16 protein-coding genes and 3 pseudogenes are annotated in these 25,190 nt (G+C 73.3%); 7 read left to right on the top strand and 12 right to left on the bottom strand.

The features are described from left to right. Window positions 1-92 precede the first annotated feature (92 nt). On the bottom strand, window positions 93-644 hold the full coding sequence (locus tag SRB17_RS32865) for a DUF1697 domain-containing protein (protein WP_153543793.1): 552 nt from the start codon (window positions 642-644) through the stop codon (window positions 93-95). Window positions 645-1,052: 408 nt separating this feature from the next. Here SRB17_RS32865 and SRB17_RS32860 point away from each other — a divergent pair, with 408 nt between their 5' ends. After that, entirely contained in the window at window positions 1,053-3,299 is a 2,247-nt protein-coding gene (locus tag SRB17_RS32860; protein ID WP_153543792.1) for an MMPL family transporter, read from the top strand. A gap of 122 nt (window positions 3,300-3,421) precedes the next feature. Here SRB17_RS32860 and SRB17_RS32855 read toward each other — a convergent pair. Together SRB17_RS32855 and SRB17_RS32850 are read right to left on the bottom strand one after the other, a co-directional pair. After that, window positions 3,422-4,757, bottom strand: a pseudogene (locus SRB17_RS32855) (macrolide family glycosyltransferase). 13 nt (window positions 4,758-4,770) lie between these two features. Beyond that, window positions 4,771-5,687, bottom strand: a pseudogene (locus SRB17_RS32850) (extracellular solute-binding protein). A 73-nt stretch (window positions 5,688-5,760) separates the two neighbouring features. Between SRB17_RS32850 and SRB17_RS32845 the strand changes: the two are divergent. Beyond that, the gene (locus SRB17_RS32845) at window positions 5,761-6,624 is read left to right on the top strand and encodes a phosphotransferase enzyme family protein (protein ID WP_153543790.1); all 864 of its coding nucleotides are present in this window, start codon (window positions 5,761-5,763) and stop codon (window positions 6,622-6,624) included. A gap of 28 nt (window positions 6,625-6,652) precedes the next feature. Here SRB17_RS32845 and SRB17_RS32840 read toward each other — a convergent pair whose 3' ends face one another. The 4 genes from SRB17_RS32840 to SRB17_RS32825 form a co-directional block, all read right to left on the bottom strand. Then, on the bottom strand, window positions 6,653-7,375 hold the full coding sequence (locus SRB17_RS32840; protein ID WP_153543789.1) for a 3'-5' exonuclease: 723 nt from the start codon (window positions 7,373-7,375) through the stop codon (window positions 6,653-6,655). A 115-nt stretch (window positions 7,376-7,490) separates the two neighbouring features. After that, window positions 7,491-8,729: an SAV2148 family HEPN domain-containing protein gene (locus SRB17_RS32835; protein WP_323376587.1), complete on the bottom strand. Its 1,239-nt coding sequence runs from the start codon at window positions 8,727-8,729 to the stop codon at window positions 7,491-7,493. A gap of 116 nt (window positions 8,730-8,845) precedes the next feature. Next, window positions 8,846-10,165, bottom strand: a complete 1,320-nt coding sequence (locus SRB17_RS32830; protein WP_153543787.1) for a copper amine oxidase — start codon at window positions 10,163-10,165, stop codon at window positions 8,846-8,848. 48 nt (window positions 10,166-10,213) lie between these two features. Beyond that, entirely contained in the window at window positions 10,214-11,017 is an 804-nt protein-coding gene (locus SRB17_RS32825) for a Tat pathway signal sequence domain protein (protein ID WP_323376586.1), read from the bottom strand. Window positions 11,018-11,211: 194 nt separating this feature from the next. On the opposite strand from SRB17_RS32825, the gene glgX reads away from it, so the two are divergent. The 4 genes and pseudogenes from glgX (at window position 11,212) to SRB17_RS32805 (ending at window position 18,191) form a co-directional block, all read left to right on the top strand. Beyond that, entirely contained in the window at window positions 11,212-13,323 is a 2,112-nt protein-coding gene (gene glgX, locus SRB17_RS32820; RefSeq protein WP_153543786.1) for a glycogen debranching protein GlgX, read from the top strand. A 362-nt stretch (window positions 13,324-13,685) separates the two neighbouring features. After that, window positions 13,686-16,061, top strand: coding sequence for a malto-oligosyltrehalose synthase (gene treY / locus SRB17_RS32815; RefSeq protein ID WP_153543785.1), 2,376 nt, complete (start codon window positions 13,686-13,688; stop codon window positions 16,059-16,061). A 102-nt stretch (window positions 16,062-16,163) separates the two neighbouring features. Beyond that, window positions 16,164-16,802 (top strand): annotated as a pseudogene (locus SRB17_RS46815) (hypothetical protein); the annotation flags it as partial. A gap of 138 nt (window positions 16,803-16,940) precedes the next feature. Then, window positions 16,941-18,191, top strand: coding sequence for a M14 family zinc carboxypeptidase (locus tag SRB17_RS32805; protein ID WP_323376585.1), 1,251 nt, complete (start codon window positions 16,941-16,943; stop codon window positions 18,189-18,191). Between the two features lie 43 nt (window positions 18,192-18,234). Here SRB17_RS32805 and SRB17_RS32800 read toward each other — a convergent pair whose 3' ends face one another. Both SRB17_RS32800 and SRB17_RS32795 read right to left on the bottom strand, forming a co-directional pair. After that, window positions 18,235-18,663, bottom strand: a complete 429-nt coding sequence (locus tag SRB17_RS32800; RefSeq protein ID WP_153543782.1) for a subtilase-type protease inhibitor — start codon at window positions 18,661-18,663, stop codon at window positions 18,235-18,237. A 108-nt stretch (window positions 18,664-18,771) separates the two neighbouring features. Continuing rightward, window positions 18,772-19,323: a DUF1707 and FHA domain-containing protein gene (locus SRB17_RS32795; RefSeq protein WP_323376584.1), complete on the bottom strand. Its 552-nt coding sequence runs from the start codon at window positions 19,321-19,323 to the stop codon at window positions 18,772-18,774. Window positions 19,324-19,530: 207 nt separating this feature from the next. On the opposite strand from SRB17_RS32795, the gene treZ reads away from it, so the two are divergent. Continuing rightward, a complete protein-coding gene (gene treZ, locus SRB17_RS32790) occupies window positions 19,531-21,276 on the top strand; it encodes a malto-oligosyltrehalose trehalohydrolase (protein ID WP_323376583.1) in 1,746 nt (581 codons plus the stop codon). 705 nt (window positions 21,277-21,981) lie between these two features. Here treZ and SRB17_RS32785 read toward each other — a convergent pair. The 3 genes from SRB17_RS32785 to SRB17_RS32775 form a co-directional block, all read right to left on the bottom strand. Further along, window positions 21,982-22,917, bottom strand: coding sequence for a phosphotransferase family protein (locus SRB17_RS32785; protein WP_153543781.1), 936 nt, complete (start codon window positions 22,915-22,917; stop codon window positions 21,982-21,984). A 64-nt stretch (window positions 22,918-22,981) separates the two neighbouring features. Then, a complete protein-coding gene (locus tag SRB17_RS32780) occupies window positions 22,982-24,109 on the bottom strand; it encodes an aminopeptidase P family protein (protein WP_153543780.1) in 1,128 nt (375 codons plus the stop codon). Between the two features lie 259 nt (window positions 24,110-24,368). Next, window positions 24,369-24,953: a PDZ domain-containing protein gene (locus SRB17_RS32775; RefSeq protein ID WP_153543779.1), complete on the bottom strand. Its 585-nt coding sequence runs from the start codon at window positions 24,951-24,953 to the stop codon at window positions 24,369-24,371. Window positions 24,954-25,190 lie beyond the last annotated feature (237 nt).

Here is a 25,190-nt window from a genome sequence, read left to right as displayed (position 1 = left end):
GAACCGGCCGGAAGATCAACTGCCTTGCCGTACCACGGCGCCGGCCGGCAACCGGTTGGGCTGCGGCCCCGAGGGGATGCCGGCAACGGCCGTCATGCTCCCGGAACCGTCAGCTCGACCAGTTTGACCACCGTGTTCCAGTTCCGGCCCGTGGCGATCACGCCCTTGGTCCGGGGGCGGCGGGACAGCGCCTCGGCGAGCTTGGAGCGGCCGAGGCCCTCGGGGGCGTACAGATACAGGCAGCGGTCGCCGAGGCGGAACTCCTCGGGCAGGTGGGCGGCGGGGTCGATCTCCGCGAAGCGGTCCGGGGTGACCGGTGCGGAGAAGTACGTGACGTGCAGCTGTCTGGCCTCCAGGTCGGCGGCCGGGAACGGGCAGGCCTCGACGACCGCCTTCAGATAGGTGTGGTCGCGCACGATCACGTCGACCGGAAAGCCGAACCGCTCCTCGATCGCCCGGCTCAGCTCCGCCGCGAGCGACTCCTCGTCGCCGTGGCCGGTGGTGAACACGGCCTGACCGCTCTGCAGATGGGTCCGTACGCCGGTGTGACCGAGGCCGGTCAGCAGCGTACGGAGGTCGGCCATCGGCAGCTTCTTGCTGCCGCCGACGTTGATTCCGCGCAACAGCGCCGCGTAGGTCGTCATCCGGTCAGCGTAGAGCGGCCGTCGTGCCCCGTGGGGGTGGGCACGACGGCCGGGCCCGCGCGGGGCGGGCTGCGCGAAACTCTCGCCGATCGCCGGGCACCGGATCAACCTCTACACGCAGCTGTGACTTGTTCAACAAGGTTTCGTAATCACAAACCGCCGCGCCGGCGGCAGAACGGACAACCCACGTCCGACGGCCGGCGGAACGGGCTGCCGACCCCGAGACGCGCCCCCGAGAAGCACGGATAGGTGTAGGGGGCCGTCGTCCTCCCCAGTGCGGACCGGCGCCCCGCCGAGTTCACCGGGCAGCACGACGAGACGCGTTCACCCGGCTCATACGGTCGTACCGGAGCAAGCGCAGAGGTGGCGACAGGGGGTCGCCACCGCACACGAGGGGGAAGACCCGCGATGGGGAACAGGGACGTGCCGGTGCGGGGGCTGGCCGCCCGCGCCGGCGGCTGGAGCGCCCGGCACCGCTGGGCGGCCGTGGGCATATGGGTGCTGTTCGTCGTGCTGGCCATGGGGCTGGGCTCGGCGGCGGGCCGGGTCGACGTCGACGAGAACAACCAGCTCAAGGGCGAGACGCACACCGCTGCCCGGATCATCGACGACGCGGGGATCAAGGAGCCGGCCGGCGAGACCGTCCTGATCCAGTCCAAGGACGCCGGAGTGAGTGCGACGGGCGCCGAGTTCCGGGCCGCCGTCGCCGACGTGGTGAAGGCGGTCGAGGGCACCGGGAAGGTCACGGCCGTGACCTCGCCGTACGACACGCACACCATCTCCCGGGACGGCCGCAGCGCACTGGTGCAGTTCGACATGCGCGGTGACGCCAAGACGGCGGTCGACCGGGTCGAGCCGGTGCTGGACGCGGTCGCCGGGGTGCAGAAGGCGCACGGCTCGCTGCGGATCGAGGAGCTCGGCGGCGCCAGCATGCAGAAGCAGTACAAGGACGCCTTCGGCGACGACTTCAAGCAGGCCGAGTACTCGGCGGTGCCGGTGGCGCTCGGCATCCTGCTGATCGCCTTCGGGGCGCTGGTGGCGGCGCTGCTGCCGGTGGCCCTCGCCATCACGGCGATCGTGGCGACGATGGGCCTGATGGGCATCGTCAGCCATCTGCAGCCGATGAGCGACACCGCCAACTCCGTGATGCTGCTGGTCGGTCTGGCCGTCGGCGTCGACTACTGCCTGTTCTATCTGCGCCGCGAGCGCGAGGAGCGGCAGGCGGGACGGGACCCGGGCACCGCGCTCAGGATCGCCGCCGCCACCAGCGGCCGGGCGGTCATCGTGTCCGGGGTCACGGTGTGCGTGGCGATGGCCGGCATGCTCTTCACCGGGCTCGCCGAGTTCGAGGCGATGGGTCTGGCCTCGCTGATGGTGGTCGCCGTTGCCATGGTCGGCTCGGTGACGGTCCTGCCGGCGCTGCTGTCGCTGCTCGGTGAGCGGGTGGAGAAGGGCCGTATCCCGTTCCTGGGCCGCCGGAACCGGAAGCGGGCCGCGGGCGAGGGCAGCCGGGTCTGGACCGCCGTCCTGCGCGCGGTGCTGGCCAGGCCGCTGGTCTCCGTCGTCGTGGCGGCCGGCGCGCTGCTGGCGGTCGCCGCGCCCGCGCTCGGCATGAAGACCCAGCAGCTCACCCTGGACCAGGAGTTCGGGAAGTCGCTGCCGATCGTGCAGACGTACAACCGGATCAACGACGCCTTCCCGGGCGGCAGTGACCCGGCCCAGGTCGTGGTCAGGGCCAAGGACATCGGCGCGCCCGAGGTCCGGCAGGCCCTCGCCGACTTCAAGCGGCAGGCGATCGCCTCCGGCGCCTCGCGCGGCCCGGTCGACATCCGTGTGCACGACGCGCAGAACGTCGCCCTGGTCTCCGTGCCGCTGGTCGGCGGCTCCGACATGGACCGGGCCGTGAAGAGCCTGGACAAGCTGCGCGACGAGGTACGGCCCGCCACGCTCGGCAAGGTCGACAGCGTGCAGGCGCCGATCACCGGACAGGTGGCCGGCAACCACGACTTCAACGACCAGCTGCTCGGGTCCGTCGTCCCGGTCTTCGCGTTCGTGATCGTCTTCGCCTTCCTGCTGATGCTGCTGTCGTTCCGCTCGCTGACCGTGGCGATCACGTCGATCGTGCTCAACCTGCTGTCGGTGGGCGCCGCGTACGGCGTCCTCGTCGCGGTCTTCCAGCACGGCTGGGGTGCCTCGCTGGTGGGCGCGCAGGGGGTCGGCGCGATCGTGACCTGGCTGCCGCTGTTCCTGTTCGTGATCCTGTTCGGGCTGTCGATGGACTACCACGTGTTCGTCGTCTCCCGGATCCGCGAGGCCCGCATCAACGGCCGTACGACGAAGGACGCGATCCGGCACGGCGTGGTGACCACGGCCGGGGTCGTCACCAGCGCCGCGGTCATCATGGTCGCCGTGTTCGCGATCTTCGGCACGCTGTCGATGCAGTCCATGAAGCAGATGGGTGTGGGCCTGGCCGCGGCGGTCCTCATCGACGCGACGGTCATCCGCGGTGTGCTGCTGCCGGCCGTGATGGCCCTGCTCGGCGAGCGCAACTGGTACCTGCCGAAGTGGCTGCGCCGCCTGCCCGACCTCACCCATGACGAGGCGCCGGTCGCCTCCCGGCGGGTGCGGGAGGAGGGGGAGCGGGTGCCGGTCTGATTCCGCGCCTGCCCACCGGGGTGGTCGAGACCGTACGCGAGTGAAGGGGCGCGGGGGCTGTCGCGTCCATGCGGCGGAGCCGCATGTCGAAACAACTCCGCGCCCCTTCGGGGCGGGGTGGCCTACTCCCCCGCTCCGCCCGGCAGCTCTGCCTCGATCAGGTCCGCCGCGCGACGCGTGCCGCCCTCCTCGGCCATCTCCGCCCGGATGTCCTTCAGGCGCCGGGCCACCTCCGGATCGGCCACCAGGGCGAGCGCGGTCTCGCGGAGGCGGTCGGCGGTGGCCTCCTCGGTGTCCAGCCGGCGCGCGACGCCGAGGGCCTGGAGCATGTCGGCGTTGCCGAACTGGTCGACGGCCTGCGGTACGGCGACCATGTCGGCGTTGCCGAACTGGTCGACGGCCTGCGGTACGGCGACCATGTCGGCGTTGCCGAACTGGTCGACGGCCTGCGGTACGGCGATCATCGGCGTGGCCGTGGCCAGGCCCTCCTGGCTGCCGCCCGCGCCCGCGTGCGTGACGAACAGGTCGGCCTGCCGGAGGACCGCCAACTGCGGCACCCAGCCGTGCACTTCGACGCCCTCCGGTACGGCGCCCAGCTCGGCGGGGTCCACATGCCGGCCGACCTGGAGGACCAGGTGCCAGCCGGGCAGGTCACCGAAGGCGCGGACGCACTCGCGGTAGAACGCGGGCTGCCTGGTGAAGGCGGAGCCCAGCGACACCAGCACGACCTTCTCGGCGCCGCCGGGCCGCTGCCAGTCACCCTGGTCGGCGCGATCGCCCTGGCAGGCGCCGACGAAGGTGTGCACGGTCCCGTCGACCCGGTCGGCGTGCGGCTGGAGGGCCCTGGGGATGAGCACGATCGAGCGTCTCGGGCCGACGAAGGAATCCCATCGCTCCGTGATCCCGTGCTGGGCGAGCCAGGACGCGAATCGAGCCTCGTAGGCCCGCCCGCGTTCGGTCTGCCTCGGCTCGGCCCACATCGGCTCGAACACCTCCTCCTCGTAGCCCTCCCAGGCGACCAGGTTCGGGGAGAGGGAGATCGCCGGGACGCCCCACCGGTGGGCGAGGACGCGGGCCGGGTAGGAGGCGATGTCGTGCAGCACGAGGTCGGGCTCGTCGCCCGCGTAGGCCGCCGCGAGCTGCGGGAGCGCCTGGATCGCGTCCGCGAGGAACGGCTCCACGTTGTCCAGCAGCGTGGTGCCCCAGGCTTCCGGGGCGGCGTCGGGTCCGGGCAGCGTGGACCTGTACGGCACGGGCCGGGCCCCGGTGGCGGCCACCTTCCCGGCGAACACCGGCGGGACGGCGTACGTGACCCGGTGGCCCCGGTCCACCAGTTCGCGGATCACCTCCAGACTGGGGTTCACATGGCCGTGCGCGGCGATGGAGAACATGGCGATGTGGGCGGGCTCGGTCATGCCGTCCAACATAAACGAGACGAGACGTCTCGTTCAAAGGGATTTCATCCCCCCGCTCAGCGCTGGAAGCGGGCCAGGACCAGGCTGCCGTCGCTCTCCAGGCGTCTGCGCGGGTCAGCGAGGCCGATGGCGCCGCCGTAGCACTCCTGGAGGGCAGGGGTGGCCACCTTGTCCTTCCCTTCGGGACGGCCGCGGACGGACTGGGCGGGTGCCGGGCGGAGGCGGTCCGCCAGGGCGGTGCCGGTCGCCCAGCCGTACGTCGTAACGTGCAGGGCGGGGTCCCGCAGGGCCCGGGTGCCGGTGGGCAGCATCCAGTCGCCGAGGGCGAGACGCGGGCAGTACGTCCCAGCTGAAGCCCTTCGGTGCCTGCTGCACGATCCGCCGGCGGTAGGAGAACCCCAGCGGGACCATCGCGTACCGGCCGGCGAAGAAGCCGGGCAGGGTGTCCGAGCCGCCGCTGCCCGGCGTCGAGGCGGGGGCGCTGCGGTCGACGGCGACCTGGCCGTGGACCGTGCGGGGTACGACCGGGTCGGCGGCGGCGAAGTGCACGGTCACCTTGCCGTCCGCACCTGTGCGGAAGAGCCGGCCCGGCCGCCGACGGGGGGAGGTTGAGCGTGGCGGAGACGGGTTCCTTCGGCGGCCAGGCCCCGCCGTAGCTGCCGTGCCCGAAGGTGGCTGTGCCCCAAGTGGCCTGCGGTATGCCGGACTTGAGGCGAGCGGGCAGCAGATCGGTCAGGTCGGCGAGGTAGCCGCCGTAGGCCAAGTCGGCGAGGTCGTCGGGGGCGTCGTGGATGACGTCCGGGGCCTCACCGCCCTCGAAGGAGGTGAGCAGCTGGTCGTGGACGCCGTCCCAACTGCCCGGGACGTACTCGACCCTGATGTCCGGGTGTGTCGCGTTCAGCCCCTCCCCGCCTGCTCCGATTGACGTGTTCATGGTCATGAAGGTCCGGTACCTCGTCAAGGGCCCGCGCACACCGCCCGACCTGTGCGAATGCGAGACTGGCCGGAGAGACGGGCACGGGACGGCGGCGCGGCACGGAGGCACGATGGACGAGGCACGGGCACGGGACGTACTGGCCACGGCGGGAGTGCTGCCGGGGCCGGCCCGGGACGCGGTTCTCCTCGCCCTCGGCGAGAACGCGGTGTTCGCCGCCGGCGATCTGGTGGTGAAGGTGGGCCGCGACGCCGAGTTGCTGCAGCGGGCCCGGCGCGAGCTCGACGTCGCCGGCTGGCTGGCCGAGGCGGGCGTGCCGGCGGTACGGGCCGCGGAGCCGAAGCCACGGCTGGTCGAGGGCCACCCGGTGACCGTGTGGCACCGGCTGTCCGACCCGGTACGGCCCGCCGAGCCGCGGGACCTGGCGCGGTTGCTGCGGAGGGTGCACGCACTTCCCTCTCCTCCCTTCGCTCTGCCGCCCCGTGAGCTGCTGGGCGGTGTGGAGCGCTGGCTGCGGCTCGCGGGCGACGCGATCGATCCCGAGGACGCGGCCTACCTCCGCGCGCGCCGGGACTCCTTCGCGGCGGCCGCGGCCGCCCTGACGCCCCATCTGCCGCCGGGCCCGATCCACGGGGACGCGCTGCCCCGCAATGTGCACATCGGGCCGGACGGGCCGGTCCTGGTCGACCTGGAGACCTTCTCCGCCGACCTGCGCGAGCACGACCTGGTGGTCATGGCCCTCTCCCGCGACCGGTACGGGCTGCCAGCCGAGGCGTACGACTCCTTTGCCGAGGCGTACGGGTGGGATGTGCGGGAGTGGGACGGGTGCGGTGTGCTCCGCGGGGCTCGGGAGACGGCCAGCTGTGCCTGGGTGGCCCAGCACGCGCCGAGCAATCCGAAGGCGCGGAACGAATTCCGGCGACGGGTGGAGTCGTTGCGGGCCGGGGACGAGATGGTCCGTTGGTACCCGTTCTGACAGTGTTCCGGTGTCTTCGCGCCCGCGGCTAAGCAGACACCGCCGCCAACTCCCGTAGTGGCCACGCCCCGTCCACCACCGCCCCCTCATCCCCCTTGCGGCGCAAGAACGCCTGGAAGTCCGCCGCCCACGCGGCATACCACTCGATCTGCCGTTGGTGGAGCTCGACCGGGCTCAGGGAGGCGATCTTCGGGTGGCGGTCGGCTATCGCGGAGGCGAGGCGCGCGGCGGCGAGGGCGTCGGCCGGGGCCGTGTGGGCCGCGTCGAGGCGTATGCCGTACTCGGCGCAGACCGCTTCCAGGTTCCGTTTGCCGCGGCGGTAGCGGTCGACCCAGCGGTCGATGGTGTAGGGGTCGACGACCGGGGCGGGGGCGGCGCCGCCCAGGCGGTCGGCGAGGGACGGCAGGGCGTGGCGGCGCAGTTCGGCGGCGAGCAGGGTGAGGTCGAAGGCCGCGTTGTAGGCGACGACCGGGACGCCCGACTGCCAGTACCCCACCAGGACGTCGGCGATCGCGTCGGCCACCCGGTCGGCGGGCTGCCCCTCGGTCGTCGCCCGCTCGTTGCTGATGCCGTGCACCGCCACCGCGTCCGCCGGGATCTCCACGCCCGGATCGGCCAGCCATTCCCTGCGTCCCATGGGCTCACCGGCCCTGACCTCGATCACCGCGCCGGTGACGATGCGTGCCTCGCGCGGATCGGTCCCGGTCGTCTCCAGGTCGAAGCCGATCAGCAGCTCCCGGTGCCAGCCCATGGGCGGCCCCCCTTCTTGGTGGTGCTTTCCCCCAGTGGCCTCCACCATCGCACGCGGCACTGACAATCCGAGGGTCGCCTTCCGCTTGCGCCGGTGGACCGTTCAGGACACGGGATCAGGACACAGGACGTGAATCCGCCCAAGCCAACTCGAACTCCTCGCGGTATGTCGGGAACAGCCCCGCTTCACCCACGTCGTCCGACGTGACCAGCTTGCTTCCGTTGCGCAGCACCAGCACCGGTGACTCCATCCCACGCGCCCCGCGCAGATAGGACTGCACCACGGCGATGCCGTCCGCGCCGTCGCCGTCCACCAGGTAGGCGGTGAAGCGCGGCGTCTCGTCGTAGACCTGGATCTCGAAGGCACCCGGGTCGCGCAGCCGGGAGCGCACCCGGCGCATGTGCAGGATGTTCATCTCGACGGAGCGGCTCAGTTCGCCCCGTTTCATCCCGAGTTCGCGCTCGCGGCGCTTGACCGAGCTGGAGGCCGGGTTGAGGAAGAGCAGCCGTACCCGGCAGCCCGTCTCGGCGAGCCGGACCAGCCGGCGGCCGGAGAAGTTCTGCACGAGCAGATTGAGGCCGATACCGATGGCGTCGAGGCGGCGGGCGCCGCCGAAGAGGTCCTCGGCGGGGAACTGGCGCATCAGCCGCACCCGGTCGGAGTGGACGGCGACGACGTCCGCGTACCGGTCGCCGACCAGGTTCTCGACCGCGTCCACGGGCAGCCGGCGCGCAGAGGGGACGTCACCGCCCGAGCCGAGCGTCTCCAGGAGCCGGGCGGAGGCGCGCTCGGCCTGGCTCAGAACGGCCTCGGACAGCGCCCGGTTGCGGGAGACGACGTTACGGGTCACCTCCAGCTCGTCCAGGGCGAGTTCGAGGTCGCGGCGCTCGTCGAAGTAGGGCTCGAAGCACGGCCAGTGCTGCACCATCAGCTCGCGCAGCTGGGGAAGGGTGAGGAAGCTGAGCACGTTGTCGTCGGCCGGGTCGAGCAGGTAGCCCTTGCGGCGGCTGACCTCACGGACGGCGACGGCGCGCTGCACCCACTCCTGCCCGGCCGGACCGGCCGCGGCGACCACCCAGTCGTCCCCGTGGACGGGTTCATAGATGGGACGCAGCACCGCGGCCACGACCGCGCGCAGCCGCTGCTCGACGAGGTTCAGCCAGATATAGGCCCGGCCTGCCCGCTGGGCGCGGGTGCGCACCTCGCGCCAGGCGTCGGCGTCCCAGTCCAGCTCCGGCCCGATGGACCCCGCGTCCATCGGGCGCGCCAGGGACACCGCGCCGGGCGGGACGTCTGTGGAGTTCCCCTCGTGACCCTCGTCACCAGGGGGCAGCTCCAGGCCTCCCGAGCCCACCCGTGCACCGCCTTCCGATCCCCCGGGCCTTTCCCGTCTCAACGATCAAGGAAGGGTACTCCGCGAGGGGTGGGCGGTGCAGCCGGATGGACAGGTCGGTTTCTCAACTGTTTTGCTCAACTACGCGGTTCCCAATGGCCGTTCTGCCATGCCAGGTCACGCGGAGTGAGCGGATTCATAGCGGTGACGTCCCGGGGGACGATGGCGAAGCCCTGCCAGTGCACCGGCATGGGCTGCTGGTCCTCGTCCCGCGCGATGTGGTGAAAACCGACGTTCATCCAGATCACCGGGTGCGTCAGGGTCTGTCCGCCGACCCAGCGGTCGACGGATGCGGGGTGCCCGCGGCCGCACCTGGGGTTGTCGCTGGCGAACAGTTCGCACGGGTCGTACTCGGTGACGTAGAGGTCGTGCCTGGTGAAGGCGCGGCCGAGGTACTTGGTGCTGGGTCCGGGGACCACCTCGTACGAACGTGCGTGTCCGTCCTTGTTCTTGCCGGTCGCGCTGACCACCCGCCACCAGCGGTAGTCCTTCAGGTCGCCGGCGAGTTCCCTGGTGATGTCGGTGCGGGTGGTCTTCGTGGTCGGGCCCTGCTGTCCGCCGGCGCGCGGGCTCACGGCCGAGTCGTACTGCTCGACCTTGGTCTTGGACGAGCCGTCGAGGCCGAAGTCCAGCCGCCAGAAGACGTTGTGGCTGTGGCTGGTGGCATAGGCCTTGGCGCCCTTGCCGAGGGGCCAGCCGCGTCCGTCACCGGAGTCGTAGTCGTCCCAGGAGAGGCTGCCGGTCGCGCCGACGTTCATGGCGATCGTGCCGTCGTCCTGGAAGCGCCACTCGGTGATGTACTCGTACCAGCCGACCTGGTTGACGGTGTAGACGAGGAAGTCCTTGCCCTGCGCCTGGTAGACCTTGCCCGTACCGAGGTCGTCGTGCATGCGGTAGGCGTGGCCGCGGGCGCGGGTGGTCGTGCACAGGCCCTGGACGTTCGGGTGCCGCGGGTCCACGGCGTCGGGGACCTTGACGGTCCTGATGGTGCCGCCGGGGCACTCGGCGGGCGAGAGGTTCATCAGCGACTGGGCGAAGTCCTCGTCCGTCAGGTCGCTGTACTCGTTCTTCCCGTCGTCGTAGGGGACGTGGATCTGGGCGAGCCTGGCGCTGTTCAGGACCTTGATCGGTTTCGGTTCGTCCTTGGGCTGGTAGCTGACGTCCTCCAGGACGAGACCGGCCTTGCTGTCGTAGTGCCAGCACATGCGCCAGGTCGTGCCGGTGGAGAGCTCCTGTTCGATGCGGTAGGCGGCACTGCAGTCGGCTGCGGGCGCGGCGGCGGTTCTCGGGCGGGCGGCGGCCGGTCCGGCGGCGGTCGTCGCGCCGGCGGCCAGCGCGGCCACGGTCAGGCCGACGGCCGCCGCCCTGCGGGCACGGCGTAATCCGTACTCGGGCATGACGAAATGGCTCCCTTACAGGAGGTGCGGGTATGAGGAAACGTTTGGTCAGCGGCGGTCGAGGGCGGCGACCTTGCGGGCGCTCAGGTCGATCACCAGGGACCTGGTGTCGATCCAGGGACCGTTCCTGACCTTGGTGAACAGCCGGACGCACCGGTGCACACCGCACGGGTCGAGGAGGGCGGGCTGGGCGCCCGGGGCGGCCCGGTAGATCCCGCCGCTCAGCAGTAGCTGGTCCGGGGAGGTGAGCTCCTCGCCGGTGGCGTCCTTGTAGTCCGCCTTCAGGCCCGCGCCGAGCGGGGAGGCGATCAGGAGCCGGGCGGCCTCGGCGTTCTCGTCCCGGCTCGGCGGCGGCTGGACGCCGCGCTGGGTACCGGTCCGCTCGACCTTGCCGGTGTCCAGGTCGACGGTCCTGGTGACGAGGGTGTCGTTCGTGTAGTCGTAGAAGGCGATGTCGGCCCGTCGCGGCGCGGCCGGGTCGTCCGCCTCGCCGGGCTCGGGTTCGGCGAGGTCGACGCTCAGGCGCTGCGGTCCGCGGCCGCCGGCGACGTTCTTCCCCGTGGCCGGCACCGGCCGGTTCAGGGCGATCTTCTCGGCCCGCCGGATCTCGTCGTCGGTGAGCGGATCCCGGCCGGTGCCCCTGGCCCCTTCGGCGGGCGCCCGTTCGATGGCACCGGGCCGGACCGCGTCCGCGCCCTGACCGGCCTGCGTACCGCCGCCCCGCGCGCCCGCCGAGGTGTCCGCCCCCGCCGTGCCCGGCAGGGTGAGCGCGACCATCGCGGCGGTCCCCACCGCCGCGACGGCCCCTGCGGCCACTAACGTCCCCAGACGGCGGTGCACTGTCTCACGCACATTTCCCCCTGCTCCCCGTGGTTCACGGGAGTACGTGTTGCCCCACTGGTTCGGCACACGGCGGGTACGAGAGCCGACATGTGCGCTGGTCGGTGGGTAAGAGGGACGCAAGACACGGGAGGTTCCGTCAATTCGGTGCGACTCGGGGGCCAACGCGGCCCCCGGGCGGCGGCACACCTGGGAGAGTCGTAGCCATGCAGGTCTGGCCTGGACAGGCGTATCCGCTCGGCGCCACCTATGACGGCGCCGGAACCAACTTCGCGGTCTTCACGGAGGCCGCGGACCGAGTAGAGCTGTGTCTGCTGCACGACGACGGCTCGGAGACGGCGGTGGAACTCCGCGAGAGCGACGCTTTCGTGCGGCACGCGTACGTGCCGGGCGTGATGCCGGGACAGCGGTACGGGTTCCGGGTGCACGGCCCGTACGACCCCGGGCGCGGGCTGCGCTGCAACTCCGCGAAGCTGCTGCTCGACCCGTACGCGAAGGCGGTCAGTGGCTCGGTCCGGTGGGGCGAGGAGGTGTACGGCTACCACTTCGGCGCTCCGGACAGCCGCAACGACCTGGACTCGGCCCCGCACACCATGGCCTCGGTGGTGATCAACCCGTACTTCGACTGGGGCGACGACCGGCCGCCGCGCACCGAGTACCACCACACGGTGATCTACGAGGCGCACGTCAAGGGGCTGACCATGCGTCATCCGGGGCTGCCGGAGGAGCTGCGCGGCACCTACGCGGCGCTCGCGCATCCGGCGCTGATCGAGCACCTGACCAAGCTCGGGGTGACGGCGCTTGAGCTGATGCCGGTCCACCAGTTCGTGCACGACCACCGGCTCGTCGACATGGGCCTGACCAACTACTGGGGCTACAACACCATCGGTTTCTTCGCCCCGCACAACGCGTACGCCTCCTGGGGCGACCGCGGCCAGCAGGTGCTGGAGTTCAAGTCGGCGGTCCGGGCGCTGCACGAGGCCGGGATCGAGGTCATCCTGGACGTCGTCTACAACCACACCGCCGAGGGCAACCATCTGGGCCCGACGCTGTCCTTCAAGGGCATCGACAACGCGTCGTACTACCGGCTCGCGCAGGATCCCCGCTACTACATGGACACCACGGGCACCGGGAACTCGCTGCTCATGCGGTCCCCGCACGTACTCCAGCTGATCATGGACTCGTTGCGGTACTGGGTCACCGAGATGCACGTCGACGGGTTCCGCTTCGACCTCGCGGCGACGCTGGCCCGGCAGTTCCACGAGGTGGACCGGCTGTCGTCGTTCTTCGACCTGGTGCAGCAGGACCCGGTGGTCTCCCAGGTGAAGCTGATCGCCGAGCCCTGGGACGTGGGCGAGGGCGGCTACCAGGTGGGCAACTTCCCGCCGCTGTGGACCGAGTGGAACGGCAAGTACCGGGACACGGTACGGGACCTGTGGCGGGGCGAGCCGCGGGCGCTCGCGGAGTTCGCCTCACGGCTGACCGGTTCCTCGGACCTCTACCAGGACGACGGCCGCCGCCCGCTGGCCTCGATCAACTTCGTCACCTGCCACGACGGCTTCACCCTGCACGACCTCGTCGCGTACAACGACAAGCACAACGCGGCCAACGGCGAGGACAACCGGGACGGCGAGAGCCACAACCGGTCCTGGAACTGCGGCGTCGAGGGCGAGACGGACGACCCGGACGTGCTCGCGCTGCGCGCCCGGCAGATGCGGAACTTCATCGCCACGCTGATGCTGTCCCAGGGCGTGCCGATGATCAGCCACGGCGACGAGTTCGCCCGCACCCAGGGCGGCAACAACAACGCCTACTGCCAGGACAGCGAGCTGTCGTGGCTGGACTGGCCGGAGTCCCTGGAGAGCGACCTGCTGGAGTTCACGCGCGCGATGGTGTGGCTGCGCCGCGACCACCCGGCCTTCCGCCGGCGCCGTTTCTTCCACGGCCGCCCGGTGGCGGGCACCCACGACGAGCTGTCCGACATCGCCTGGTTCACTCCGGAGGGCGCCGAGATGACCCAGCGGGACTGGGACTCGGCGCGGGCGTCCGCGCTGACGGTGTTCCTGAACGGCAACGCGATCTCCGAGCCCGGGGCGCGCGGGGAGCGCATCACCGACGACTCGTTCCTGCTGATGTTCAACGCCTCCCCCGGTCCGCTGGACTTCCTGGTGCCGGTCAACCACGGCCGGCAGTGGCAGGTGGTCGTCGACACGGCCCGTCCGGACGGGGTGCCACCGGGCTCCGGGCCGAAGGTCGGGGCGGGCGACCGGCTCACTCTGCCCGACCGCAGCCTGACGGTGCTGCAGCGGCCGACGTAACGGGGGAAGCCCATGGCGGCCTCATGGGCCGCCGGGGGGCGATTGGCGCGGTCCGCGCGGGTCGGGGCGACGAGCCGGGCCGCGGGGGTGCAGGGCGAGGGCAGTGTCGCAGCCGGCCACCGGCGCCGTCGCCGCGGCCCCCGCGTAGGCCGGTTGGGCGAGCGCCGGCGCCCGGCGGCCGCCCCGGGCACGACGCGCGGCAGCAGCGCTCCGGCCAGTGCGATCCTCTGAGGCCGGGTGTCCCGGGCACGGCGCCGATCCGGTCTCCCCGTCGTTGCCCGCGTCCGAAGCCGGGCACGCGTGCGTGGGTCCGTGCGGGGACAGATGACACGAAAGACGGCGGGCTGGGTACGTACGTTTCCATGACTTCTGCGCGCCCCGGACCGGAGGTGCCCACGGCCACCTACCGGCTCCAGCTCCAGCCCGCGTTCCCGTTCGCCGCCGCCGCGGCGGCCGTGCCGTACCTGGCGTCGCTCGGCGTCTCGCACCTGCACCTGTCCCCCGTCCTGGAGGCCGTGCCCGGCTCCCTGCACGGCTACGACGTGGTCGACCACGCGCGCGTGCGCGAGGAACTGGGCGGTGAGGAGGGCTTGCGGACGCTCGCGCGGACCGCGCGGGAGCACGGTCTGGGCCTGGTGGCCGACCTCGTGCCGAACCACATGGCCATGGCCCCCCGGCACAACCGTGCCCTGTGGGAGGTGCTGCGCGAGGGTCCCGGCTCGCCCTTCGCGCGCTGGTTCGACATCGACTGGGAGGCGCAGGGCGGGCGCGTGCTGCTGCCCGTGCTGGGCGGTCCGGTCGGCTCGCAGCTGGAGCACCTCGTGGTGGACGGCGACGTGCTGCGCTACCACGAGCACGCCTTCCCGCTCCGCGAGGGCACCCTCGGCCTGCCGCTGCCCGAGCTGCTGGACGCCCAGTGGTACCGGCCGGTGTGGTGGCGGCTGGCCCGTACCGAGCTGAACTACCGACGGTTCTTCAGCATCTCGGAGCTGATCGGGCTGCGCGTGGAGGACCCGGAGGTCTTCGACGCCACCCACGCCAAGATCCTCCAGTTGCTGCACGAGGGCGTGTTCGACGGACTGCGCGTCGACCACCCCGACGGGCTCGCCGACCCCGACGGCTACCTCGCGCGGCTGCACGAGGCGACCGGCGGGCGGTGGACGGTCGTGGAGAAGATCCTCTCCGACGGCGAACCGCTGCCGGCGTCCTGGCCCGTCGCGGGCACCACCGGCTACGACGCCCTGCGCCAGGTCGACGGCCTGTTCACCGACCAGACGGGGGCGTACGAACTGCTGGGCCGGTACCGGGCGTTCGCGGCGCCCCAGACGGACCGGGGCGGCAACTGGGACGCGACGGCACGGCGGGCCGCCTACAAGGTGCTCACGCACGAGCTGGCCGCCGAGACCGACCGGCTCACCCGGGTGGCGGGCCGGCTGTGCGCGTCCTCGCCGGACCTCGCCCTGCGCGACCGGGCTCCCTGGGCGCTGCGCACGGCCGTGGAGGAGCTGCTGGTGCGGATGCGGGTGTACCGGCCGTACGCCTCCGCCGACGCGGCCGCCGTCGTCACCGAGGAGGCCGCCGAGGAGGCCAGGCTCGCCTTCGCGGTCCCGGAGGAGGCCGAGGCCGTCGGCATCGTGCGCCGGCTGCTGGTCGAGCCGCCCGGGGACCCGTCCGCGCCGGACCACGCCGACCGCGTGGAGTTCCGCACCCGGTTCGCGCAGACCGCGTCGGCGCTGCGCGCCAAGTCGGTGGAGGACACGGCGTTCTACCGCTATGTGCCGCTGCTGTCGTCGGCCGAGGTGGGCGGCGATCCGGCCCGGCCCGGGGTGTCGCCGGAGGACTTCCACGCGTACTGCGCGCGCGTGCAGCGCGACTGGCCGGTCACCGGCACGGTGGTCTCCACGCACGACACCAAGCGCAGCGCCGACGTCCGCGCCGCGCTGGCCGTGCTCACCGAGTGCCCCGACCGGTGGGCCGAGTTGCTGGCCGAGGTGAACCGGCCCGAGGAGGGCGCGGGCGTGCCGGACGGGCAGCTGGCCTGGGCGGCCTGGCAGACGGTGTTCGGGCTGGGGCCGGCCGAGGAGGAGCGGGTGCAGCAGGCGCTGCTGAAGCATGTGCGCGAGGCGGGCATGTACACCAGCTGGACGGAGCAGGAGCCGCCGTACGAGGAGGCGGTGGCCGCGTTCGTCGCGGCAGGCCCGTGCGGGCCGCCCGGCGAGCGTGTGGCGGCCTTCCGCAAGGCGCTGGAGCCGCACATCCGGGCCAACGTGCTCGGCACCGCCCTGGTCCATCTGACGATGCCCGGGGTGCCGGACGTGTACCAGGGCACGGAGGGCGAGTACCGGGCGCTGGTGGACCCGGACAACCGGCGTCCGGTGGCGTTCCCGCCCGAGGTGCCCGGCGAGAAGGACGCGCTCACGGCGGCGGCGCTGCGGCTGCGCGCCCGGCGCCCCGGCGCCTTCGGCGCGTCCGCCTCGTACGACCCGCTGCCCGCCGAGGGCCCGGCGGCCGGCCACTGTGTGGCGTTCGCCCGCTCCGGCGAGGTGGTGACAGCCGTGACCCGGCTGTCGCTGCGGCTCGCGGAGGCGGGCGGCTGGCAGGAGACCCGGCTGACGCTGCCGCCCGGACGGTGGACGGACGTGCTCGCCCCGGAGCGGGAGTTCACGGGCGACACGCGCGTGGCGGACCTTTTCGACCGGCTGCCGGTGGTGCTGCTGGAGCGGTCCGGGGAGGGATGAGCCCGGGCTGCCCGGGGCCGGGCAGGACGCTGGAAGCCGGATGCGTCACGGGGTCCCCTGGGCGGTCGCGGGCGGGCGCGGAGGGCCGGGGCCGAGAAAGGCGGCGTACGCGCGCGTGTGCGCACCGCGCGCGGTGAGGCGTGGACGGTGGAGGCGTGGACGGTGGAGGCGGAGCGGCTGCTGGTGGCCGTCGGCCGGGTGCCGGTCGCCGAGGTCCTGGATCTGGCGGCGGCCGAGGCATGCCGGTGGATCGGGCGGGCCGTGGGCCGCAGTCAGCACCGGCTCGTGGAGGACGTCCGGGCGGCCCGGCGACGGACGCGCGGGGGTTCGTCGTACCGGTGGACCGGAACCGGCCGGAGACGGCCGTGCCGGCATCCATGTCGTCGGGGACCTGCTGCCGCCGCCCTCCCCCGGGCTCGCCCACGCCTCGTTCGCGGAGGGCCTGCCGGCCGCCGAGACGCCGGCCGGGCTGCCGTCGCCACGGTGGACCAGGCTTGCCGTGCCCCGGGTGACGTACTCCGCGCCGCGGACCGCCTCGGTGGGCCCGAGCGAGACCGCGACACGCGCGCGTGGGCGCGGGGTCGACGTCAACGCGATACCGCTGACCGGCGTGGCCAAGGGGATGGTGCACGGGCTGGGCGGCTGGTGAAGGTCGTCACCGAGGCCGGCGGCGAGCAGGTGCTCGGCCTGCATCACGAGATGTTCCTGACGCTCGTGGGACGCGGCCTGCACCAGCAGTGACCGCACGGCACGCACGGCACCGGGCGCGCCCCCGCGATTCCGTCCGGGCGCCCCCGGTAGCCTCCCCCGCCGCATGCTTGACAGTTCACCCATCCCGTGCGGGACTTGGAGGGCGAAGCCGGGCGGAACAAGTCGGGGGTGAGTCTTCTGCCGGAGCTGCGCTATCCCAGCGTTCCCGAACTGATCGCCTCCGCACAGGCGTTGGCGGCTCAGCAACCGGGGCTGTGCTCGCTCAGGCGGGTGGGCGTCTCGCGCGCGGGAAGACCCCTGCACCTGCTGTCGGTGGGGCACGCCCGGCGGGCGGTGCTGGTGGTCGCCGGCGCCCACGCCAACGAGCCGACCGGGGGCTCCACCCTGCGGGTGCTGGCAGAACGCGTACTGGCCGAGCGGGAGTTGCGGGCGGACACGTCCTGGCACTTCCTGCTGTGCGCGGACCCGGACGGCGCCAGCCTGCATGTGACGCCGGCGCCGCGCAGCCTGCTCGACTACCACCTCGGCTTCTACCGGCCGACGGGCGCCGAGCAGCCGGAGTGGTCGCCGTCCGTGCTGCCGCCGGACCGGCTGCCGCCCGAGACCCGGGCGCTGAAGGGGGTGATCGACGAGCTGCGGCCCTACCTCCAGGTGACGCTGCACGGCACCGATCTGGGCGGCAGCTGGGTGCAGTTGACCAGGGACGTGCCGGGGCTCGCGGAGCCGTTCGCCAAGTCCGCGGCGCAGCTGCACATCCCGGTGGAGACGGGCGCCTCGGACGCCGCCGGCTGGCCGGCCTCCGGCCCCGGGGTGCATGTCATGCCCGGCCCGGAGACGGGCGCCGCCTACCCGAGCATGCCGGACGACGCCCGGCACAGCACCTGGTACCACGCACACCGCTACGGCGGTCTGACGGCCGTGGTGGAGGTGCCGATGTGGGCGAGTGACCTGGTGGACGACCCGGCGCCGCACCCGGCGCCGGCGGCGGCGATGCGGCGCCTGGCGCAGCGGCTGCTGCGGGACTCGCTGGAGGTGGAGGGGATCCTCGCGGAGGCGCTGCCCCGGCTCGACGGCGCGGACGGTCCGCTGCTGCGGGCGTCGCGCTGGGCGCTGGAGCTGATCCCGGGTCTGGCCGAGGACTGGATCCACACCCCGCCGGCCGCCACGACGATGGCGTACGTCGGTAGTGTGGACGCCTTCGGGCGGCGGCTGCCGCTGCGTGCCGCGGCGATGCTGCTGCGAGTGCTGCGGGAGACGGACGACCGGGCGGCACCGCGGCTGGAACACCTCGTCGCCGACTGGTGCGACGCCTTCGCGGCGCGGTTCCGGGCCCGCTGGGTGCCGTTGGAGCATCAGGTGGAGCACCAGTCCCGGACGGTGCTGGTGGCGGCGCAGCAGGCCCGGGAGCGGGCGGCGTGAGAGCCGCCCGCTCCGCCCGGGCCGCGCCGCCAGGCGGCCGGGCTCAGCGGCCGCGGTCCACGGCGAACACCGCGCCCGTCCGCGCCTCCATGGCGCACGTGTTGGAGTAGGTCTCCCGGTAGTCGACCGGCCTGCCGTTCCACTGCCCGTGCGCCCGGACGGTCACGGGGGCGTAGATCATCGGGCAGAAGACCTTCTTCTGCGGGATGCGTGCGATGTCGCCGTCGGCCCGCGCGAGGTCGGCGCAGGCCTCGGCCGCCCGCGCGTACCCCAGGGGCAGCGGGTCGCACAGCAGCAGCGTGCCGTGCCTGTCGCCGCCCTGCGCGGTCTTCCCGGGGGTGACGGTGAGGTAGAGCCAGTTGTCCGTGGGGAACGCGCTGCGGGGGGCCGCGTGGGCCGGGCCGGCGCCGAGGAGGCCGGCACAGGCCAGCAGGGCACCGGCGGCCGTGGTCAGTCGGGTGATGTACGTCATGACCGATGCATCGGCACACAGGCGCGCGTTCCACAGCCCGGCTCACCCGATCGGTTTCTCACCCGCCCGTGCGGGAGAACCGGTTCGCACGCCACCGGCCGGCGTCCCTCAGCTCGCGGCGAGCCGGAACGCCATCCTGCCGAAGGCGACCTGGTCGCCCTCGCGGACGACGACCGAGCCGGTCACCCGGCGGCCGTTGACGGTGGTGCCGTTGGTGGAGCCGAGGTCCCTGAGCACCCACATGCCGCCCTGGCGGCGGAGCTCGGCGTGCACGCGGGAGACGGTGTCGTGGTTCAGGCGCAGCCCGTTGGCCGGGTCGCGGCCGATGCGCAGCGGGTGGGTGTGCGCCGGGTGCGGCAGCAGTAGTTTGGGCAGCTTCTCGGCCTGCCAGGCTCGGCGCAGCCGTACGGTGAACCCGGAGACGGCCTCGACGGTGCCGAACACCGCACGGGAGAAGCGGTTCTCCCGGGGCAGGTCGGCCACGAGGGCGGCCAGTTCGTCGGCGCGGCGGGCGGCCAGCGCCAGCTCCATGCGGCGAACGAACGTGTCGTGCGAGAGCCGGCCCATGGCGACGCCGTCACGCAGCACCTGCAGCGCCTTGTCGCGCTCCGCGTCGGACAGCCGCGCGGGGTACGTGGAGAACTCGAAGGACGACGTCACGCAGGTGATTGTCGGGCAGTGGACCCCGGGTGTCCAGAAGACGGGGAATCGGCGCCGATCTGCGGGTACTACCACGACACCCCCGGGGAAAGGACGGATTCGAAAGCGGATCGATCGTGCCGGCGGGCACGATGGGGACGCGGGACATCACGGTGAGCAGGCGAGTCATCACAGGCGCCATCCATCACAGACGAAGGGGAACCGTCCGTGCAGTTCGAGGTGTGGGCACCGCAGGCAGGCCGAGTGACGCTCCATTGCGAGGGCGGCACGCGCGCGTTGGCGCGCGATCCGGAGCGCGCGGGCTGGTGGACGGGTGAGGCGGACGCCGGGGACGGCGCCCGGTACGGCTTCGCGCTGGACGACGGCCCCGTACTGCCCGACCCGCGCTCGCGCCGCCAGCCGGACGGGCCCGACGGGCTGAGCGCGGTCGTGGACCACGGGCGCCACGCGTGGCGTACCGAGTGGGCGGGGCGGGAGCTGCCGGGTGCCGTGCTCTACGAGATGCACGTGGGCACGTACACCCCCGAGGGCACCCTGGACGCGGCGGCGGCCCGGCTGGAGCACCTGGTGGAACTCGGCGTCACCCATGTGGAGTTGCTGCCGGTGTGTCCGTTCCCGGGGCGGCACGGCTGGGGCTACGAGGGGGTGTCGCTGTGGGCGGTGCACGAGCCGTACGGCGGCCCGGAGGCGCTGAAACGGTTCGTTGACCGCGCGCACGCACTCGGCCTGGGTGTGGTCCTGGACGTCGTGCACAACCACTTGGGCCCGTCCGGGAACTATCTGCCGCTCTTCGGGCCGTACTTCACCGATGCGCACCACACGCCGTGGGGCTCGGCGGTGAACCTGGACGAGCCCGGCTCGGACGAGGTGCGCGCGTTCTTCGTCGGCAGCGCGCTGGCGTGGCTGCGGGACTACCGCATCGACGGGCTGCGGCTGGACGCGGTGCACGCGCTGTACGACACGCGCGCGTGCCACTTCCTCGAGGAGCTGTCGACTGCTGTGGACGCTCTGGCCGAGGAACTGGGCCGGCCGCTGTTCCTGATCGCCGAGTCGGATCTGAACGACCCGCGGTTCATCACCCCGCGCGCGGAGCACGGCCTCGGGCTGCACGCGCAGTGGAACGACGACTTCCACCACGCGCTGCACACCGCGCTCACCGGTGAGTCGCAGGGCTACTACGCGGACTTCGCGCGCGCTCCGTTCGCCGCGCTCGCCAAGACGCTCACCGGTGGCTACTTCCACGACGGCACGTACTCCAGCTTCCGGGGCCGGCACCACGGCCGTCCGCTGGACCGCGCGCGGGTGGCCGCGCACCGGCTGCTCGGCTACGGCCAGACCCACGACCAGGTCGGCAACCGCGCCCAGGGCGACCGGCTCTCCGCCCGCCTCTCCCCCGGTCTGCTGGCCTGCGCGGCGACGCTGACGCTGACCTCGCCGTTCACGCCGATGCTGTTCATGGGCGAAGAGTGGGCGGCGGGCACGCCCTGGCAGTTCTTCACCGACCACACCGATCCGGAGCTGGCCGAGGCGGTACGGCGCGGCAGGCGGCGGGAGTTCGCGGTGCACGGGTGGGCCGAGGAGGACGTACCGGACCCGCAGGACCCGGCGACCCGTGAGCGGTCCTGCCTGGACTGGTCGGAACCGGAACGCGAGCACCACGCGCGCGTGCTCGCCTGGTACCGCCGGCTGATCGCCCTGCGGCACGAACAGCCGGACCTCACCGACCCGGACCTGGCCGACACCAAGGTGGCGTACGACGAGGAGGCTCGCTGGCTGGCCTTCCGGCGCGGTGACGTACGGGTGGCGGTGAACCTGGGCAAGGCACCGGCGTCGATCCCGCTGGGCACGCGTCCGGCGGTGGTCCTGGCGGCGTGGGAGCCGGTCGAACCCCCGCGCGGGGAGGGCCTGCTCCAGGTGCCCGGGGAGTCGTGCGTGGTGCTGGCGCAGCCCTGAACCGGGCCCGGTGCCGCGGCGGCGAGGGTGTCATCGCCGAGCCGGGGTCAGCGGCGGGCTCGCGGTGTGACGGGGCCACAGCCCCCCGGGCACCAGACGGCGCCGCCCCTCCGGCGCGGTCACCCGCGGGTGGCGGTGAACCTGGCCCAGGCACCGACGGCGACCCCACCGAGCACACGTCCGGCGCTGGACCTGGCGGCGTGCGAACCCGCCGAACCCCCGGACAGGAAGGGCCGCGAGGGTGTCATCGCCGAGCCAGGGGCGGCGGCGGGCTCGCGGTGTGACGGGGCCACAGCCCCCCGGGCACCAGACGGCGCCGCCCCTCCGGCGCGGTCACCCGCGGGTGGCGGTGAACCTGGCCCAGGCACCGACGGCGATCCCACCGAGCACACGTCCGGCGCTGGACCTGGCGGCGTGCGAACCCGCCGAACCCCCGGACAGGAAGGGCCGCGAGGGTGCCATCGCCGAGCCAGGGGCGGCGGGCTCGCGGTGCCCCGGGGCCACAGCCCCGGCACACCAGGCGGCGCCAGGCCGGTGCCTCCGCGCCCGGCCGCGCCGTCCCGCGGTCCGACGGCCCGCAGCGACGGCCGCACACCACCCGGTCGTCCCTCCGGACCACCGGACCCGGACCACCGGAGGACCCCGCCCGGGGCAGCAGGAGCGGCGTCCCGCCAGAAGGCCGGGCGGACGCCCGCGCTCGGCGGTCTACGGCTCCGGCTCGTCCTCCTTGAAGTCCGACAACCGCTCCAGCAGGATCGGCTCCCAGGCGCGCCGCAGCTGGGTGCGGAGCAGGAGCAGGTCGCCGGGAGCGCGGCCTTCCACGTGGCCGGCGAGTCGGATGACCGTGTCGCAGCGGGCGAGCCACAGGCCGCGCAGGCAGGGACGGGCGCCGTAGCCGGCGAGGGTCGCGGCGCGGACGGCCGCCGGGGAGCCGACCGCCACGGCCAGGCCGGCGATGTCCTCCGCGGGGTCGCCCAGGGCCGCCCGGGTCCAGTCCAGGATGCCGCGCACCCGGCCGTCGGCGCTGACCACCACGTGCTCGCCGGTCAGGCCGTGGTGGGTGAGGACGGCGGTGCCGGGCTGCGCGGCGAGCTGGGCCGCGCCGGGCGGGGTGAGCTGGTGCAGCCGGGCGGCGTCGAACTCGTCGGCGGCGGCGAGCCGTTCGGCCGCGTGGACGGCCATGCGGCGCAGCGCCTCCAGCGAGCGCGGGGCGGTGCGCGGCACGCCGAGCGGCTCGGTCTGCCGTGCGGGCACCGCGCGCAGCCCCTGGAGGAGCCCGGCGAGGTCGGCCTCGCCGACGGCGGAGACGTCGTGCTCGTCGGCGGTGCCGCCGGGCACCTTGGTGTCCAGGGTGCAGGCGAGGCCGGGCGCCCAGTCGCCGTGCGCGACGCTGGTGGGGACGGCGACGGGCACGTGCGGCCGGACCAGGTCGCGCAGGCGCAGCTCCCGGCGGCGCAGTGCCGAGGCCTCACGGTCGGGGGCGAGGCGCAGCACATGGCGGGCGCCGACCCACCACGTGTACGCACGACCCTCAGTCACGGGCCGCACCTCGGGGCCCGCGGTGTCGTCGCCGCCCTGCTTGAGCAACGAACGGACCAGTCTGCGGACGGTGTCCGCGGTGGGTGCCGGTGCCTGGGTCATGGGTCGCGCGTCGCCGTTCCTGGATGTCGTCGAACGTGTGTCTCCTGGGTCGCTCCGTGGTCCCTCAGTCCACTATGACCATGTCGCGCGTGGTGTTGTTCAGGCGGCGTCCGCCGTCCTCGGTCACCGTGACGATGTCCTCGATGCGCACCCCGAAGCGGCCGGGCAGGTAGATGCCGGGCTCCACGGAGAAGCACATCCCGGGCACGAGGGGCTGTTCCTCGCCCTCGATCATGTACGGCGGCTCGTGCGTGGTGACGCCGATGCCGTGGCCGGTGCGGTGGATGAAGTACTCGCCGTACCCGGCCTCGCTGATCACCGCGCGGGCGGCGCGGTCGACGTCCTGGCAGGCCGCCCCGGGCCGTACGGCCTGGTAGCCCGCCTCCTGGGCCTCGCGCACGACGTCGTGCACGCGGCGCTCCTCCTCGGCGGGCTCGCCCACGTGGACCGTACGGGTGGTGTCGGAGCCGTAGCCGTCCTTCAGGCCGCCGAAGTCCAGGACGACCATGTCGCCGCGCCGGATGACACGGTCGCCGACCTCGTGGTGCGGGTTGGCGCCGTTGGGGCCGGAGCCGACGATGGTGAAGTCGACCTGCTCGTGGCCGAAGCGGCGCAGCAGGCCGGCGAGGTCCCGGCCGACGTCGGACTCGCGGCGGCCGGCGAAGGGAACCTTGCGGATCTCCTCGAACGTTGCATCGGCAGCGGCTCCGGCGGCCGCGAGGAGTTCCAGTTCCGCGGCGTCCTTGACGGCGCGCAGCATGGGGAGGGCGTCGGTGAGAGAGGCGTAGGCGGTGTCGGGCAGCGCCCGCTGCAGGCCCAGCAGGTGCATGGCCCAGGTGTTGTCGCTGATGCCGAACCGGCCGTGGCCGTCGAGGAGGGCGGCGGTGACGGCGTAGGGGTCCTTGCCGTCGGTCCAGTCGCGCAGGGTGAGCGAGGAGGCGCCGGTCGCGTGCTCGGCGTCGGGGGCCTCCAGGGTCGGCACGACGAGCACGGGGTCCTGGCCGGGGGTGAGGACCAGCACGGTGAGCCGTTCGGTGACGGCGGTGGGCGTGTAGCCGGTGAGCCAGACCATGTCCGGTCCCGGCGCCACGAGCAGCCCCGCGAGGCCGGCGTCGGCCGCGGAGCGCGCGGCACGCTCCATGCGGGCCCTGTAGTCGGCGGCGGTGAAGAGCGCGGGCGTACTACCGGTCATCCGGGCCTCCGTGCGCGGGTCGGGAAACGGGCGTCGGCGTCTCGGGCAGCATCCTGCCCGGCCGGACAGGGTCACGCGAGCCGATCGCCGGTGCTCCCCGCAGGGCGCGGTCGGCTCGGAAGGGACTCGGCATGGGGCCATCATGGCGCGCGGGGCGGATGGTGACCAGCGGGTTTCCCGGGGTGGCCGAGAGGTCGTGGGGCGGGGTCCGGGCCGACGCGGGGTGAGGCCGTGCGGTGGGGGGCCCGCGCCGGCCTCCTCAGGTCACCACGCCCGGTACGACCGTCAACTGCTGGTAGCCCCCGCCGCTGTGACGCACGGTGAGGAGGACCTGCTTCCCGGGGCGGGCCCGGGCGACGGCCCGGACGAGGTCGGCGGCGGTGTCGACGCGGGCGGAGCCGAACTGCAGCAGCACGTCCCCGCGGACCAGGCCGGCCGTGTAGCCGGGGCCGGGCACGTGCACGCCCACGACCAGCGCGCCCGCCTTGTCGGCGTCGACGGCCTCGACGCCCAGGGTCGCCCCGGTCGCGGCGTCGGGAGCGGGGCTCGGGGCGGCGGGGGTACCGCCGGGGGCGGTGGGCATGCCCCTGCCCGGGGATGTGGCCGGCGGGGCGTGGCGTTGCAGCTCGGCGAGCTTGCTCATGCCGATCACCGTGGCGCCGACCGTGCCCATGCCGACGCCGGACAGCACCAGCAGGGTGCCGGCGCACAGCGCGAACAGCAGGGTCCGCAGCCGCCGTCCGCGCCGTGGCGCGGCGTGCGGGCGGTGCGGCTGGCCGGGGGTGCCGCCCTCCCGCCGGTCCTGACCGGGCATCGGCTTGGGACGCAACGCAGTCTGTTCCATGGTTCGCTCGCCTCCGGCTGATGCTCTACCCGGGGCGCCGGGCCGCGACGAGACACGAACGAGTGAGAATGGCCGGAGCGTGCCGGAGGGTAGCCATAGCCGTTGTGGCAGGAGCCGCTGTGGCAGGGTCGCGCCCCCTGTCCCCGGCGCCTGCAGGCGCTGCGCGCCCGGCGTCCGTACGCCGCTCGCCCGGGTCCTGGCGGGAGGTGAACCTCGGCCGGTACCTCGCCCAGGCAC

Origin of the sequence: Streptomyces sp. RB17, assembly GCF_009604455.1 — a bacterium.
Taxonomy (GTDB): domain Bacteria; phylum Actinomycetota; class Actinomycetes; order Streptomycetales; family Streptomycetaceae; genus Streptomyces.
The sequence above is the reverse complement of the archived record's forward strand: the minus strand, read 5'-3'. Positions and strand labels throughout refer to the sequence as shown.

Excerpts from the sequence above, each read along its gene's own strand:
- SRB17_RS32865 (WP_153543793.1), bottom strand. The coding sequence starts at position 644 with ATGACGACCTACGCGGCGCTGTTGCGCGGAATCAACGTCGGCGGCAGC.
- SRB17_RS32860 (WP_153543792.1), top strand. The coding sequence starts at position 1,053 with ATGGGGAACAGGGACGTGCCGGTGCGGGGGCTGGCCGCCCGCGCCGGC.
- SRB17_RS32845 (WP_153543790.1), top strand. The coding sequence starts at position 5,761 with ATGGACGAGGCACGGGCACGGGACGTACTGGCCACGGCGGGAGTGCTG.
- SRB17_RS32840 (WP_153543789.1), bottom strand. The coding sequence starts at position 7,375 with ATGGGCTGGCACCGGGAGCTGCTGATCGGCTTCGACCTGGAGACGACC.
- SRB17_RS32830 (WP_153543787.1), bottom strand. The coding sequence starts at position 10,165 with ATGCCCGAGTACGGATTACGCCGTGCCCGCAGGGCGGCGGCCGTCGGC.
- glgX (WP_153543786.1), top strand. The coding sequence starts at position 11,212 with ATGCAGGTCTGGCCTGGACAGGCGTATCCGCTCGGCGCCACCTATGAC.
- treY (WP_153543785.1), top strand. The coding sequence starts at position 13,686 with ATGACTTCTGCGCGCCCCGGACCGGAGGTGCCCACGGCCACCTACCGG.
- SRB17_RS32800 (WP_153543782.1), bottom strand. The coding sequence starts at position 18,663 with ATGACGTACATCACCCGACTGACCACGGCCGCCGGTGCCCTGCTGGCC.
- SRB17_RS32785 (WP_153543781.1), bottom strand. The coding sequence starts at position 22,917 with ATGACCCAGGCACCGGCACCCACCGCGGACACCGTCCGCAGACTGGTC.
- SRB17_RS32780 (WP_153543780.1), bottom strand. The coding sequence starts at position 24,109 with ATGACCGGTAGTACGCCCGCGCTCTTCACCGCCGCCGACTACAGGGCC.
- SRB17_RS32775 (WP_153543779.1), bottom strand. The coding sequence starts at position 24,953 with ATGGAACAGACTGCGTTGCGTCCCAAGCCGATGCCCGGTCAGGACCGG.